General features: G+C 46.0%; 12 protein-coding genes. 8 read left to right on the top strand and 4 right to left on the bottom strand.

Features of this window, described 5'->3' with window-relative positions; translation table 11 throughout:
• The first annotated feature begins 64 nt into the window (after window positions 1-64).
• The gene (locus tag MKX59_RS21425) at window positions 65-1,393 is read left to right on the top strand and encodes a prolyl oligopeptidase family serine peptidase (protein WP_340858902.1); all 1,329 of its coding nucleotides are present in this window, start codon (window positions 65-67) and stop codon (window positions 1,391-1,393) included.
• Window positions 1,394-1,631: 238 nt separating this feature from the next.
• Here MKX59_RS21425 and MKX59_RS21420 read toward each other — a convergent pair whose 3' ends face one another.
• On the bottom strand, window positions 1,632-2,420 hold the full coding sequence (locus tag MKX59_RS21420) for a polysaccharide deacetylase family protein (protein WP_023987570.1): 789 nt from the start codon (window positions 2,418-2,420) through the stop codon (window positions 1,632-1,634).
• 371 nt (window positions 2,421-2,791) lie between these two features.
• Between MKX59_RS21420 and MKX59_RS21415 the strand changes: the two genes are divergently transcribed.
• A complete protein-coding gene (locus MKX59_RS21415; RefSeq protein ID WP_023987571.1) occupies window positions 2,792-3,166 on the top strand; it encodes a PH domain-containing protein in 375 nt (124 codons plus the stop codon).
• 116 nt (window positions 3,167-3,282) lie between these two features.
• Here the strand turns inward: MKX59_RS21415 and MKX59_RS21410 are convergent, their stop codons facing one another.
• A complete protein-coding gene (locus MKX59_RS21410) occupies window positions 3,283-3,603 on the bottom strand; it encodes a hypothetical protein (RefSeq protein WP_023987572.1) in 321 nt (106 codons plus the stop codon).
• 192 nt (window positions 3,604-3,795) lie between these two features.
• Between MKX59_RS21410 and MKX59_RS21405 the strand changes: the two genes are divergently transcribed.
• From MKX59_RS21405 to MKX59_RS21380, 6 genes are all read left to right on the top strand, one after another.
• Complete coding sequence (locus MKX59_RS21405; protein ID WP_023987573.1) at window positions 3,796-4,761, top strand: carbohydrate ABC transporter permease; 966 nt, start codon at window positions 3,796-3,798, stop codon at window positions 4,759-4,761.
• Window positions 4,758-5,579, top strand: coding sequence for a carbohydrate ABC transporter permease (locus MKX59_RS21400; RefSeq protein ID WP_023987574.1), 822 nt, complete (start codon window positions 4,758-4,760; stop codon window positions 5,577-5,579). The genes MKX59_RS21405 and MKX59_RS21400 overlap by 4 nt, the downstream gene beginning before the upstream one ends.
• A gap of 124 nt (window positions 5,580-5,703) precedes the next feature.
• A complete protein-coding gene (locus MKX59_RS21395) occupies window positions 5,704-7,068 on the top strand; it encodes an ABC transporter substrate-binding protein (RefSeq protein WP_264454052.1) in 1,365 nt (454 codons plus the stop codon).
• A gap of 255 nt (window positions 7,069-7,323) precedes the next feature.
• On the top strand, window positions 7,324-7,908 hold the full coding sequence (locus tag MKX59_RS21390) for a TetR/AcrR family transcriptional regulator (protein WP_023987576.1): 585 nt from the start codon (window positions 7,324-7,326) through the stop codon (window positions 7,906-7,908).
• A 23-nt stretch (window positions 7,909-7,931) separates the two neighbouring features.
• On the top strand, window positions 7,932-9,296 hold the full coding sequence (locus tag MKX59_RS21385) for an HlyD family secretion protein (protein ID WP_023987577.1): 1,365 nt from the start codon (window positions 7,932-7,934) through the stop codon (window positions 9,294-9,296).
• A 1-nt stretch (window position 9,297) separates the two neighbouring features.
• On the top strand, window positions 9,298-10,521 hold the full coding sequence (locus MKX59_RS21380; protein ID WP_071559022.1) for an ABC transporter permease: 1,224 nt from the start codon (window positions 9,298-9,300) through the stop codon (window positions 10,519-10,521).
• Between the two features lie 94 nt (window positions 10,522-10,615).
• Here MKX59_RS21380 and MKX59_RS21375 read toward each other — a convergent pair whose 3' ends face one another.
• Entirely contained in the window at window positions 10,616-13,213 is a 2,598-nt protein-coding gene (locus tag MKX59_RS21375) for a glycine betaine ABC transporter substrate-binding protein (protein ID WP_023987579.1), read from the bottom strand.
• Window positions 13,188-14,411 carry a quaternary amine ABC transporter ATP-binding protein gene (locus MKX59_RS21370; RefSeq protein ID WP_028543061.1) on the bottom strand — a complete coding sequence of 408 codons (1,224 nt, stop codon included), beginning with the start codon at window positions 14,409-14,411 and terminating at the stop codon, window positions 13,188-13,190. The genes MKX59_RS21375 and MKX59_RS21370 overlap by 26 nt, the downstream gene beginning before the upstream one ends.
• Window positions 14,412-14,557 lie beyond the last annotated feature (146 nt).

Here is a 14,557-nt window from a genome sequence, read left to right as displayed (position 1 = left end):
ATAAAAAAATCATTAAAATAAATAATGTAAGCGTTTTATTAATGGACCCGGGAGGTAAGACATCATGTTTAAACGGTTTCAAAAGGCTGCTAAAACAACTATGTTATTCACTTTAGCTATCGGTACGACCCTTGCTTTCAATTCCGGTGCATGGGCCAAGGATGTAAAGATACAGCCCACCTCGTACCGGACGGTTGCGGAGGTTAAGGATTGGGGAGCAGCCATTACGAAGATCATTGTTAACCTGGGTAAGCCAGTACCTAAAGATGCGATAACAAAGGATACATTTAAGGTGCATGTGGGAAGAAGCGACAATAGGCTGGTAAATCCCTTTATTGAGAATGGCAACCGGAAAGTCACCAAGGCCTATGTATCGGACAAAAGTGGCAACCCTGTAAATAAAACCGGAAGCTACGTTTTATTGGAAATGGAAATCGGCCCGGCCTTAACACTAAGCTCCGCTATTCATTATGATGCGGCAGGCTCCGGGTTTAATGCATGGAATGATAACAAATACACGATCACGCAGCAAAAAGCTATTAAAACCAAATCAGGAACGATTTCCGGCTTGAAGATTGATACTTCCGCAGGAGAGATACGGAAGCTGGTTGATCAATATACAACTGGCAAAGCTACTTTTGACGGTGTTACTTTAACGTATGTGGACTACGCACCGGCACAAGACAAAGTGAAAAACCCTCTAGTGATCTGGCTGCACGGTATGGGTGAGGGAGGTACCGATCCGACGATTCCGATTTCCGGAAATAAAGCAGCGAATTTTGCTTCTAAGGATATCCAATCCTATTTTGGCGGGGCTTATGTGTTGGCACCTCAGACCCCAACCTACTGGATGGATGGCTTTACAGGCTTTGGGGACGGAACCTCCAAGTACGAGCAAGCATTGATGTCCTTAATTAAGGAGTACGTGGCCAAAAACAAAGACATTGATACAGATCGAATCTATATTGGCGGAGACTCCAACGGCGGTTACATGACTATGCTGATGATCCGTGATTATAAAGATTATTTTGCAGCAGCAGTGGTGGCCTGTGAAGCCTTAAAGGACAGCCTTATAACCGATGAACAGATTAACGAAATGAAGGACCTGCCGATCTGGTTTGTGGCTGCCAAAACCGACACCGTAGTACCGCCCAACGATTATGCGATTCCGACCTACAACCGTTTAGTGAATGCCGGAGCAAAGGATGTTCATATGTCGTTATTTGATAACGTAGTGGATACCTCTGGTTTGTACAAGAAGAGCGACCAAACACCGTATGAATACAACGGCCACTGGTCCTGGATTTACGTGTATAACAACGAAGTATCGAAGGTGATTAACGGAAAGAAAACAACGATGATGCAATGGCTGGCCTCCAAAACATTGGACTGAAAGGTATAGCTAGCAAATGAAAATAGCAATATGATGTAATAGGCTTCTTTAAAGTTCAATGAAAAACTATTGAAAAATAGATTATGCTTTTGGGAAGCCAGCTTTACCGTACATTCTCTGAGTCATTCGTTAACAACACGTTATCGCTCGGCATTATCAGTTCCTTATTGGGTTTTCGCAAAATCCTCATGTATAAAACTCCGTCAACAAATAATTGACGGAGTTTAATTGCTCTCTTTCACTTATTCACTTCAATCAGCCCATCCGGTTTTTCCCGATTAGAGAGTAATTCGGATACCGTGACGAAGGTGTATCCTCTCTTCTTGAGCTCGGGTAGAATAATTTTCAAGGCTTCAACGGTTTGTGTACTTTGATGTACATAATCGTGCATGAGGACAATGTCACCGTTACGGGCGTTGCGAAGGACCTTATTAGCGATGCGATGCACACCAGGTTTTCGCCAATCTAAGGTGTCCTGATGCCAGGACCATAAAATAATTTTCAGCCCTTTCTCCTTGGAGAGCTTAACCAGCGAATCGGTATAGGAGCCGCCGGGTGGCCTAAAAAGATGGGTTCCCGTACCAGTTGCCTGAACGATGCTCGCCTGAGCTTGATCCAATTCGGACAGAGCTTTGTTGCGGGAAATGTACTGAAAGGATGAGTGAAGGAAGGTATGGTTGCCAACTTCATGCCCTTCTTCTCGTTCCCGTTTGACAAGGTGAGGCAGCTTTTCGACACGACTGCCGACGACAAAAAAGGTCGCTTTAGCATCATATTCTTTAAGCAAATCCAAAATGGCAGGCGTGTTGCTTTCGTCAGGTCCGTCATCGAATGTGAGAGCGATAAGCTTACGATGGGTAGGAACTTCCCATACAATGTCGCCCCGTTCTTCGTAATAGGCCCTTCCCTTTGTAGGAGCAGGGGAGGCGTATGATGTGGCTTGTGCATTGGTAGATGGAGTGGGGCAAGAGCTGATACACAGTAAAGAAACAGCGATTCCAGCGCACAGCAAACGGTTATATTTCATAAGGCTTCTTCTCCGTTCTAACGTATTCTCACATTAGCTTGCCAAGAAGAAGCATATACCATTCCTCGTTTCTGAAATTCATCCATTCCAATCACTTAAAATTAGATCTAATTGCTTCTTCAGCAAGGCGCAGATTACGGAGTTATGCTCAAAAAGAGTGATAGCTTGCTTGTTGATAACATCCTGTACCCATGATAAGTTGTACATATCCATCCTTGGTTTCAATGTGCAGTTGAGGTAGGTCATTGTCCAGTTCGTGAGAGTCTTAATCTAACGAAAAATGAAGAGGTCGACGGGACAAGCCGCAAAAGCTGATCTGAGGTCAAGGAGCTGCGACTCGTTCCTGAACTTCGAACAGGAGATGAGACGGGATGAAAACAAATGAAAAAGAGTTGCGAGCTATTAGTCTGACGTTAGAAGCGGGCGAACACATCCGATCATATATGGGGTGTACGTATGATTTGAAACAGAGCTCCCAGAAGATATCGCTTCATGGAATGCTGGCAGTGACGTCCGAACGAATCATCTTTTATTCCTGCACTATGGGTACTCCTTGGGTCAAGTTCATCAATTATCACCATATTTCACTGGCTAAGCTAGATAAGGATTTGTCGGATTCTAGGGGGAACATCACGCTGATCAATCAGGGTGTGAACGAGGTGTTCACCCACCTGCCGAGTGGAGATTGTATAGAGGGCTTTGTAGCTGTACTAGAGCAAGAAGCAGGTATCTCTTGTGAGAACTAATGATTATGGAAAACAAATAACTAAAACCTCCAACTTCGTAATGTGCCAAGGGTAGGCTCCTTACAGAATTTGGAGGTTTTTTTGTCTTTTAATTAGAGAGAGATATGGATCGAGCGCTAACTCAATAGGGTTATAACCAATAAATTATATAATACCAGCGGCAGAATGACATTGTTGTAGGCATAGGAGCGATCAGGGGTTGTGGTGCCTGAGAAGGGTGAGTGATATTGCTGAGGGACTCTCAGATACAAATGATCCGCATCGATGTGCACAATCGTTCCTTCATATACTTGATGATCCATCGTTTGGACCCTGACCGTGTGATTCATGTAGGGGCTTAATTGATAATGCAAATGATCGCGGATATTTTTGAGTTCGGCCTGTAACTCCGGTCTAGCTTGATATAAAGTTTGCGGACTGACGGTGTTGTACGGCATTCGCCTCTAACCTCCATACCATGTAATGATGCATCGTATGCAGGAGTCTATGTCTTTGTGCTCATACCTATAGAGAGTTGCTTTTACAAAAAGAAAAAACATTAACATTTTACTCCAGCCCACTTGACGTTCCCTTTACATCGAAACGATACACTTACTGAGGTTGGTTTGAAAAGAAAGGGGCGATCCGTTTTGGGTGAGCTTAACAAATCTATGGGACTGGGGACGAGGAGTCAGCAACAGACTTCGTCTAAAGCCCGTATACGCACGGGTTCGCTAAAAATTCAAAGACTGCGCGAAAACGCGCTGGCGTATACCTTTTTGGCTCCATCGCTTATTTTGTTTGCTGTATTTATGTTTTATCCGATGATCAAGTCCGTTTATCTCAGCTTGCATTCTACAGATCCCGCAGGAAACGTTGCAGCTTATGTGGGGTTAGATAATTTCACTACACTTTTCAGCTCGGGACTGTTTCTGCAAGGGATTAAGGTGACACTCCTGTTTGCACTGCTAACAGTACCAGTAGGTATTTTATTGGCGCTGGTACTGGCTGCACTTACACACAGTAAATTACGGGGAATGCGTATCTTCCAGTTTGCCTTTTCGCTGCCGATGGTGTTGTCGGTCGGTTCATCTGCGGTCATTTGGAAATTTCTTTTTCATCCGACACTGGGGATGTTCAACTATGTGCTTTCCCTGCTACATATCAATCCGGTTCCATGGCTGACCAGCCCGGATTGGGCGCTGTTCTCAGTAGCCATGATGACCATCTGGATGAATCTAGGCTTCAATTACATTATCTTATCAAGCGGACTTCAAGGGATTCCAGATGACATGTATGAAAGTGCCAAAATGGACGGAGCTGGCCCGCTCGTCACGTTCTGGCGTATCTCCATGCCACTGTTATCACCGACGATCTTTTTTGTAACAGTAGTTTCCATCATTGGAGCCTTCCAGTCTTTTGCTCAAATTAACATTTTGACCAAAGGCGGCCCGGTGAACAGTACGAATGTATTCGTGTATTCCATCTATCAGGAAGCTTTCGTTAATTTCCGGTTTGGAACGGGGAGCGCGCAGGCGATTGTCTTGTTTGCTGTCATTCTGCTGCTCACGATGATTCAGTTCAAATGGGTGGAAAGAAAGGTGCATTACCAATGAAAAGACACCTGAATTCAACATTGCTGTATGTGCTGCTTACGATTGCAGCTGCTCTCATTTTGTATCCGGTTATATATACGTTTTTTATGGCAGTCATGTCGCCGGAGGAAGCAAGCGCTTATCCACCAAGCTTTCTTCCACATTCTTTTCATTTGGCGAATTTCACTGAAGTGTTTGAAATTGTTCCGATTGCAGCCTTTATTGGAAATACATTTCTCATTTCGGGTCTGACCATGATTGGGCAGCTGATTACAGCTAGCTTGGCGGCCTACGCTTTTGCCAAAATGGAATTCAAGGGAAAAAACTTCATTTTCAGCATGTTTGTAGCGACGATGATGATCCCTTGGGAAGTGACCATTATTCCGAACTACCTGACGGTACGAAGCTGGAACTGGCTTGATACATATCAAGGATTGACGGTTCCTTTTCTGGCGACGGCATTCGGAACATTCCTGTTAAGGCAATTTTTTCTCCAGCTTCCCAAGGAACTGTTTGAGGCGGCTCGTATGGATGGGTGCGGGCATATCCGTTACTTTCTGTTCCATGTGCTTCCGTTATCGCGCCCTGCGCTCGGAACACTGGCTGTGTATTCGTTCCTGAATATGTACAATTCGTACCTCTGGCCTTTACTGATCACCAATAGCGAGAATATGCGCACGGTACAGATCGGAATATCCATGCTCGAATTTCAGGAATCGACTTCATGGAATTTGGTATTTGCGGGTACGGCCCTTGTCATTTTACCGTCTCTGCTCCTGCTGATCTTTGGACTAAAACAGTTGGTTCGTGGAATGGCAGCGGGCGCGCTTAAAGGCTGATCACATATGTCAAATGAAAAGCAACACCTGCGCAAGCAGCCCATATACAGAGCTTCAACACACAAGAATACGCAAGAGAATGCCAATTCAAGAATCATTTAATCAAAGGGAGAGAAGAGAGATTATGGGATTTTTTCGTCTGAAAAGTGCATTGACCCTGCTTATTCTGACTGCCATGGTGGTTGCAGCAGGTTGTAGCAATAATACTGCTGCAGAGAAGCCTAGTAATGGTAGTGATGGGGGAGCAACGGCTTCTCCAGTGAAGCTGACTTGGTGGCATTCGATGTCCGGTAACGGTGAAAAAGCAATCAAGCAGATCGCTGCTGACTTTAACGCCAGTCATAAGGACATTCAGGTAGAGCCAGTATATCAAGGCAAATATGATGACAGCTTGAACAAGCTGAAAGCGTCGCTTGGTTCCAACAGCGGACCGGACATCATTCAGGTATACGAAATCGGTAGTAAATTTATGATCGACTCCAAAATGATCACACCCGTACAACAATTTATTGATGCAGATAAGTTCGATCTGTCGCAGCTAGAGCCGAATATTACACGATACTACACGATAGATGGTAAATTGAACGCCATGCCGTTCAATACGTCAAACCCGATTTTATATTACAACAAGGACGCATTCAAAGCCGCAGGACTTGATCCAGCTAATCCTCCGAAAACGTATGATGAGTTCGAAAAGGCTGCAAAAGCCTTGAGCAAGGATGGTAAATCCGGTGCTTCCATTGCCATCTACGGCTGGTTTATGGAGCAACTGTTTGCCAATCAGAACGCGGATTATGTGAATAATGGCAATGGTCGTGATCAAGCGGCAACGGAATCCATGCTGAATTCGGATGCCGGTGTAAAAACGCTGACGTGGTGGAAGAAAATGATCGATGAAAAGGTTGTATCCAATCTGGGACGTAACTCGGACGACACGGCAAAAGCTTTTTCCGCAGGACAAATTGCGATGACGCTGGATTCCACCGCTTCGCTGCGTAATATTGTGGAGCAGGTTGGCGATAAATTTGAAGTAGGCACAGGATTCCTGCCAAGAGCCAATGAAGCTAAAGAAGGCGGCGTGGTTGTAGGCGGCGCAAGCTTGTACATCATGAACAACAAGCCCGAAGCTCAGCAGAAGGCAGCATGGGAGTTCATTAAATTCGTCGCTTCCCCAGCTGTACAGGCACAATGGAGTGTAAATACCGGGTACTTCCCGATCACGAAAGCAGCCTATAACGAGAAGGTACTCAAAGATAATATGGTAAAATATCCGCAATTCCAGACGGCGGTTGACCAATTGCACGCATCGGCACAATCCACCGCTACACAGGGCGCGGTGATGGGCGTATTTCCAGAAGCGCGTCAAATCGTAGAAGGTGCAATTGAGGCCGTTCTGAGTGGCCAGCAACAGCCAAAACAGGCATTGGATCAAGCTGCACAAGAAATTACAGGCAAAATTGCTCAATACAATCAAACCGTAAAAAAATAGTCGGCCTTCCCTTAAAATCGGTTGATAATCTGTAGAATGGCCCCCTTATCATCCGATTTTATGACATAACGGATCGAATGAGTGACCCCCTCACTTATTCGATCCGTTTTTGCATTTTCATTTTTAGAATGAGTGTTTAGACGAAATGTCTAAAATGAATTATTTTCATTTTTCCTATTGCTGGATAACTAAAAATGGGCTTATAATAAATACATAATTTTTGTACTGGACGGTCAGTTCAAAAAAGGAGGAAGCATGAAACAGCAGACAAAGGAAATTATTTTTAACGGCGCACTCAAAGCTTTTTCCGAACGAGGCTTTAATGAAACAAATATGGAGGAAATCGCCAAGGTATGCGGCATAGCCAAGGGCACCCTGTATTACAATTTTAAAAACAAGCAAGATTTGTACATTTATATTTTGAAGATGGGGATGGAGCGTTTTGTCCGGGATATCCATGAAGCAATGGCTCATACTCCTAAAGATCAGGTGGAGCTTAGGGTTCGTAAGCTGATCCAAGTACATATTGAGTTTATTGTGAGAGAGCCGGACTTTTGCCGTCTATTGGTCAGTAAGGGCTGGGTTTCACAAGAGCAGCATTTTAATATTAGGCAGGTGCTGGCTGATTATTTTGATTTTATGGAGGCAGAGATCGATTCCGGTAAGTTATATGGGAAAATTTCAAGTAAGCTGGATGCCAAAACAACAGCCAATTGCTTATTTGGGATTTACATTTTCGCTCCGATGCGGTCTATGGTTTGGGGCGAAACGATGAATCTGCAAGAGGTTCGAGAAAGTATTGAAGTATTTGTGTGTAATGCATTGGGCATGCAACATTAATAGACAGATGGAGTGATGAGAACATGAAAGCTAAAAAATATACGATTTACGTCGTACTTATTATTTTAATCGCGGTTGGAATATATGCCTTGACTGCTTTTCCACGGGGTGGAAGCAGCTTGTCTGCGGATCAGTCTTCTTCCATTCCTACGGCTTATGTGGAGTCGGATACCCTCAATGCCAGCTTTAAAATGGCAGGACGGATTGACCAGATGCTCGTCAAAGAAGGCGATCAGGTTAAAAAGGGGCAGGTGTTAGCACATCTGGAAAGTCGCGAGTTAGAAGATAAGGTGAAGCAGGCACAGGCGGCATTGCTGGCAGCCAAGAGTAATGTATCCAAAGCAAAAGCTGGAGTGTTGCAGGCTCAAGCAGGAGTAGGCCAGGCACAGGCCACTGTGAGTGCTGCTCAGGCCAAGAAAAGCCAAGGTACGACATCGGTCAGTGTGACCGCAGAGGCTTCCTCCAGCCAGATTGAACAGGCCAAAGCGGCTGCGAACGCCGCCAAGGCAAAACTGGATGCCCTCAAGAGCGGGGCAAGACCGCAGGAGCTTGAGCAATTGCAAGTATCTGTGAAGATAGCCAAGGAAACGCTGGACCTGACCGTTAAAAATTTGGAGCGTGCCAAAAAGCTTCAAGAAGCCGGAGCAGCAACCCAGGCATCTTTGGATCAAGCGACATTGGAACATCAACAGGCAGTGGCCAAATATAATGCAGAGTCGCAAAAATTGGATATGGCACGGGAGGGAAGCCGCAAGGAGGAAATTACGGCGGCTGAAGCTCAATACCGTCAAGCCTTGGCTGCGGTGAAGGAAGCACAGGCAGGAGCGGGCAAAGTTGCTGTACAACAGGAAGATGTCAAAGCTGCTCAGGCTTCGGTAGAGCAAGCGCAATCCGCTGTGAAGGCGGCGCAATCCACAGTTGAGCAGGCTCAATCTGCGGTTGCAGGTGCCAATGCTCAGGTAGCCCAAGCGGAAGCCGCGCTTCAAGAGGCTCAGACCTATTTGAGCTACACTACGCTATATGCGTCAGAAGATGGAATCATAAAATCCAAGTCGCTTAGCTTAGGTGAAATGGCTAGCGCAGGATTCCCGGTCTATACCATTGAAACTTCGACACAACGTTGGGCTAAATTCTATGTACCTGAAACGTCTCTGAACGGTCTTCAAGCAGGGGATACAGTCCAAATTAAATTGCTGTCTGGCGGTAAGGAGCTGAAGGGTAAAGTCATTCTGTTAGAATCGGCTGCGGACTTTGCCATTCAAAAACCGAGCCAAAGCTCCGGTGACAAGGATGTCCGTTCCTTCGGTGTTAAAGTAGCATTGCCAGACCTTGCTGCTTCGGTTCCAACAGGCTCCACGGTTCTGTTTACAGGCAAAGGGGCGCAGTAATATGCAGGATTCACAGGAAAGACTTCGTATCCGCGATGTGTTTCGCGAGGAATGGCTGAGCATCTTCCGGGACCGCCGCTTTATGGCTATTCTGCTGATTACGCCGATTGTGTATACGATACTATTCGGCTTCCTATATTCACATCAGCGGATTACCGAGATGCCTGTCACAGTGTACGATGGAGATAATTCACAGCTCAGTCGCCAGATCATTCAGGCGTTCGATTCGACCGACTCATTTGCCGTTACACGGCAAGCGACCAATCAGGAAGATGCTGTCCGTCAGGTAGAGACCGGGGAAGCTAAGGTCGGAATCGTCATTCCCGACAACTTTACGACTCGGCTTAAGCATGGGGAGAACCCACCCGTGCTCACGCTGATTGACGGCAGTAATATGATGTATTCCAATAGTGCCAGTCGGATTGCGAATCAGGTCATTAGCAGCGTGAGCGCTGGAGTATCGGTCAATTCCATGAAACAAAAGGGAATGAACGCCGATCAGGCCGCGTCGACGCTGACTACCATCCCGTTCCGATCCAGAGTGCTATTTAACCCGGTATATGATTATAAGCTTTTCATGCCACTAGGGGTTATCTCTGCGGCTCTCCAGCAGTGTTTGCTGCTTGGTATCGCGTTGTCCTGCACGCGTGATAAGGAAGCAGGGACTTGGGGAAGATTTGGTGCATGGAGAAATACCCCTTGGCGTTTGGCTATTGCCAAACTGGCACCGTATTATGCAGCGGGAGCTTTCAATGTGCTGACTGTATTCAGTATCAGTGCTTTATGCTTTGATATTCCGTTCAGGGGACAGGTACTGCCGTTGATTTTAGTGTCGCTGGCCTTTAACTTTGCATTGTGCGGGTTAGGATTCCTATTCAGTCTCTTTTCCAAGACTAGAGTGGATGCGACCCAAACCCTGATGTTGATTGCTGTTCCTTCCTTTATGCTATCAGGCTATACGTGGCCATTAGAGGCAATGCCCGGCTTCTTGCGGGGGCTTGCTGAAATATTGCCACTGACGTATTACCTGGATGCTGTACGGAATATCACGCTCAAAGGACTGGATATCACATACATCTTCAAAGATATGATTGCCTTGGGCGTCATTGGTTGTGTGAGTCTGCTGGTGTCCTTCGCGATCTATCCGTTATTCTTTAGACAGCACCAGACGACAGGGCAGCATGCCGATGTGCCTGCTCAAGAAGGATTCACGCTAAAAGGCTGAGAGCAACTTTAAATATGAATAAGCAAAAGGCAGATCAGGAGTAAACCCTGATCTGCCTTTCGCTTATTCGTATGGTTTAAAAGTGGAAAAAATATTATTGCGGCGGCTTAAGATCCTCGATAGAATCAATCGGCACATAGGATGGAACGACAAGCCCGGACATAACGCCAGTCATGCTGGTTCCGATGTCATCCACCTTATCCTTGTATTGAGCCCAATAATCAGCATGCGTCAATGGAAGCCAAGCGGCAGCAGTAGCATCTACACTTCCGCCGGCCACGCCAGTCCACATTGGGCCGATTTCCACTTGCAGGGCTGTTACTTTATAGCCCAATTTTTGTTCCAATACATATTTCAATACGTTCGTACTGGCAATTTCAGAATCCCAAGCAGCGTAGCTCAGCTTCAAAGGATCACCGTTGACGGGCTGTAGACCCTTGATCCATTCCTGAACCTTGTCAGGATGTTTATCAGCCCAGTTCTTGGCAGCCTGCTGTGGGGCAGTACCGTCCTGAATCGCGATCATCACTTCACCCATATCTTCAGCAGTCCACTTAAATCGGCTTAGAAATTCATAAGCCACAGGAGCATCCTGCTTCAAGCCTTTGCGGGCGATGGTATGAATTTCTTCCTTATCACCGTATGCTTTTTTAGGATCTTTCAAGTATTTTAAATCATATTTATTAAACATCCAGTGAGGAGTCCAACCTGTTACGACGATAGGCTGCTTGGCTTTGATAGCTTTATCCAGTGTAGCGGTCATAGCAGCTCCAGAGCTTTCAAGCAGCTTCCAGTCGGATAAGCCATAGTCATTCATAGCTTTAGCGGTTAGCTTCATTAGTCCGGCTCCAGGGTCGGTACCGACAATGCGGTAGCCGACCTCTTTGCCAAAGTCCCCAGTTGTGGCGGAAGCCGGAGCCGCTTCGGCTCCGTTATCCTGCAAATCAGTAATCGATTTAACATCCATGTAAGCTGGAACGACCAATCCGGTTTTAACACCACTCATATTAGCCCCAAGATCGTCGAGCTTATCCTTGTATTTAGCCCAGTAATCCGCATGGGTTAACGGCAGCCATGCCGCAGGTGAAGCATCTACATCACCACTAGCGACACCCGTCCACATAGGACCTGCTTCCACTTGCAGTGCGGTTACTTTATAACCTAGTTTGTTTTCCAAAATATATTTCAGCAAATTCGTGCTGGCAATTTCAGAATCCCAAGCCACATAACTTAGCTTGAAGGTGTCACCATTGACAGGTTGCAGTCCTTGAGTCCATTCCTGAACCTTGTCGGCATGTTTCTCCGCCCAATCCTTGGCAGCTTGCTCAGGACTGGTTCCGGCTTGAATGGCGACCATCATTTCACCCATATCTTCTGGTGTCCATTTGAAACGTTTCAGAAACTCATAAGCGATAGGAGCATCCTGTTGCAATCCTTTACGGGCAATCGTATGAATACCCTCGGCTTCACCATAAGACTTCTTAGGGTCTTCCAAATATTTGAGATCATACTTGTTGAACATCCAGTGTGGAGTCCAACCTGTAATAATGATCGGTTTTTTCGCTTTAATGGCTTTGTCCAGTGTGGCCGTCATGGCTGCACCGGAACCTTCAACGAGCTTCCAATCAGACAAATTGTAGTCTTGAATTGCTTTGGCAGTCGATTTCATAATGCCTGCCCCGGCATCAATACCGATAATTTTGTAACCGACTTCTTCGCCAACCGGGTTGGCAGCAGCGTTACCTTTGCCAGATGCGGAATGATCCGTACCAACAAAATATTGAGATGCACCAGCGATCAAAATGACAGCTGTAACTGCAGAAGTAATCCATACTTTTTGCTTGCTGGATACGCGGCTTTTGCCTTTTTGCGTAGGTTTAAACAGGTTTTGCGTAAAACGGTCAAGCACAATAGCCAGAACGACAACAGCTAGGCCGGCTTCAAAACCTTTACCGATTTGCAGCTGTGTCACAGCACGGTACACAACAGCACCGATGCCTTCTGCACCGATCATGGAAGCAATAACAACCATGGACAGTGACAGCATGATCGTCTGGTTAATACCAGCCATTAAGGTAGGCAAAGCCAGTGGAAGCTGAACTTTGAACAGCTTTTGCGCAGATGTTGAACCGAAAGCGTCTGATGCTTCGATCAGCTCACCCGATACTTGCATAATCCCCAAGTTGGTCATACGAATGGTTGGGGGGATAGCAAAGATAACAGAAGCGATAACACCTGGTACAACACCTAGGCTGAAAAAGGTAACCGCTGGGAGCAAGTACACGAACGCAGGCATCGTCTGCATAAAATCAAGTAAAGGCGTGATAATGCGTGATGCGGATTTACTGTATGCACACCAGATCCCGATGGGAATCCCGATAACAATGGATACGAGCGCAGACGTGATGACCAGTCCCAGCGTATTCATTGTTTCACTCCAATAGCCGAGATTATCAATTAGCAGGAAGCCGATGACAGTAAACAGCGTAAGCTGAACCCGCCCGATCATAAAGGCGATAATCCCGATAATCACGATGAACACCAGAGGGTGCGGAAGCATGAACAGGCCTGAGAAAAAGCCTACTACAGCTTCTATAATGGAAGAAATAACATTAAACAATCCAGCCAGATGAATACCCATCCAGTCGACAATGGATTGAATCCACTCAGCGATTGGCAGTTTCGGTATCATGGGCATTCACCTCCTTCATAGTGGTAACATCTCCACCAAGTGCGCCGAGCAATGCTCCACGGACGATAACGCCCAGTAGCTTCTGCTTATCATCGACTACAGCCAGCGGTACCTTGGACGAGCTTGTAATTTCAAACAAATCATTAATGACAGTCTCGGCAGGAACCTGCGGTCCGTCAGTGATCAAAATATCTTCAATCTTCAAATTGTTGCGCAGTGCATGAACAGCATCCTCGGCGTTAATAACACCCAGTAGCTTTTTGGTGCGGTCAATGACGAACAAATTGGAAATCCCACGCTCCCGCATCAATTCCAGAGCCACACGCGGACCACGATCCATGGTAATGGTTTCTGGACGAAGCATGACATGAGCAGCCGTCAATACCTTGGACAGATCCACATCCTCGACGAAGCGGGCTACATAAGAGTTAGCCGGTTGGATCATAATTTCTTCCGGTGTACCGATTTGTACGACCGCACCGTCTCGCATCAATGCAATCCGGTCACCAATCCGCAACGCTTCATCCAGATCATGGGTGATAAACACAATTGTTTTCTTCATTTTATCTTGAAGCTCCAACAGCTCATCCTGCATGTCACGGCGAATAAGAGGGTCCAACGCACTGAACGCTTCATCCATCAGAAGTACTTCAGGGTCATTAGCCAGCGCCCGTGCCAGACCGACACGCTGCTGCATACCGCCACTCAATTCATCGGGCATTTTATCGCCCCAGTTTTTAAGACCAACCAGTTCCAGCGCTTGTTGCGCCTTTTCCTGACGCTGTGCTTTTTCTACCTTTTGAATTTCAAGACCATATTCTACATTCTCTAATACAGTCCGATGTGGGAACAGGGCGAATTTTTGAAAAACCATGCTGATGGTTTTACGACGAACTTCGCGAAGTTGTTCTTTGTTCATCTTACGGAGATCTTTGCCGTGGACCAGAATTTCACCGGAGGTAGGCTCAATCAAGCGATTTAGCATTCGCACCAAAGTGGACTTGCCACTGCCCGATAGACCCATAATTACGAAAATTTCACCTTGCTTAATTTCCATGTTGGCCTTATTGACACCAACAGTAATCTGTTTTTCTTTGGCCAACTTTTCCTTGCCCCAGCCTTGCTCCAGGAGCGGAACACCTTGCTCTGCGTGAGGACCAAAGAGTTTGCTGACATTTTTGACTTCCAAAATCGTCATACATACACCTCTTCTTTCTATACTTTGCTTGGTATTAACCCCATGTTGCATTAAGGATTGAGTATAAAAATCATAATTCTGAACATCCTGAACGGTTAATGACAAAATTAATTGTAACAGAAGCATTGCTTACATTTCAAACAAAA

Origin of the sequence: Paenibacillus sp. FSL R7-0340, from assembly GCF_038002205.1 — a bacterium.
GTDB classification, from domain to species: Bacteria; Bacillota; Bacilli; order Paenibacillales; family Paenibacillaceae; genus Paenibacillus; species Paenibacillus polymyxa_B.
The sequence above is the reverse complement of the archived record's forward strand: the minus strand, read 5'-3'. Positions and strand labels throughout refer to the sequence as shown.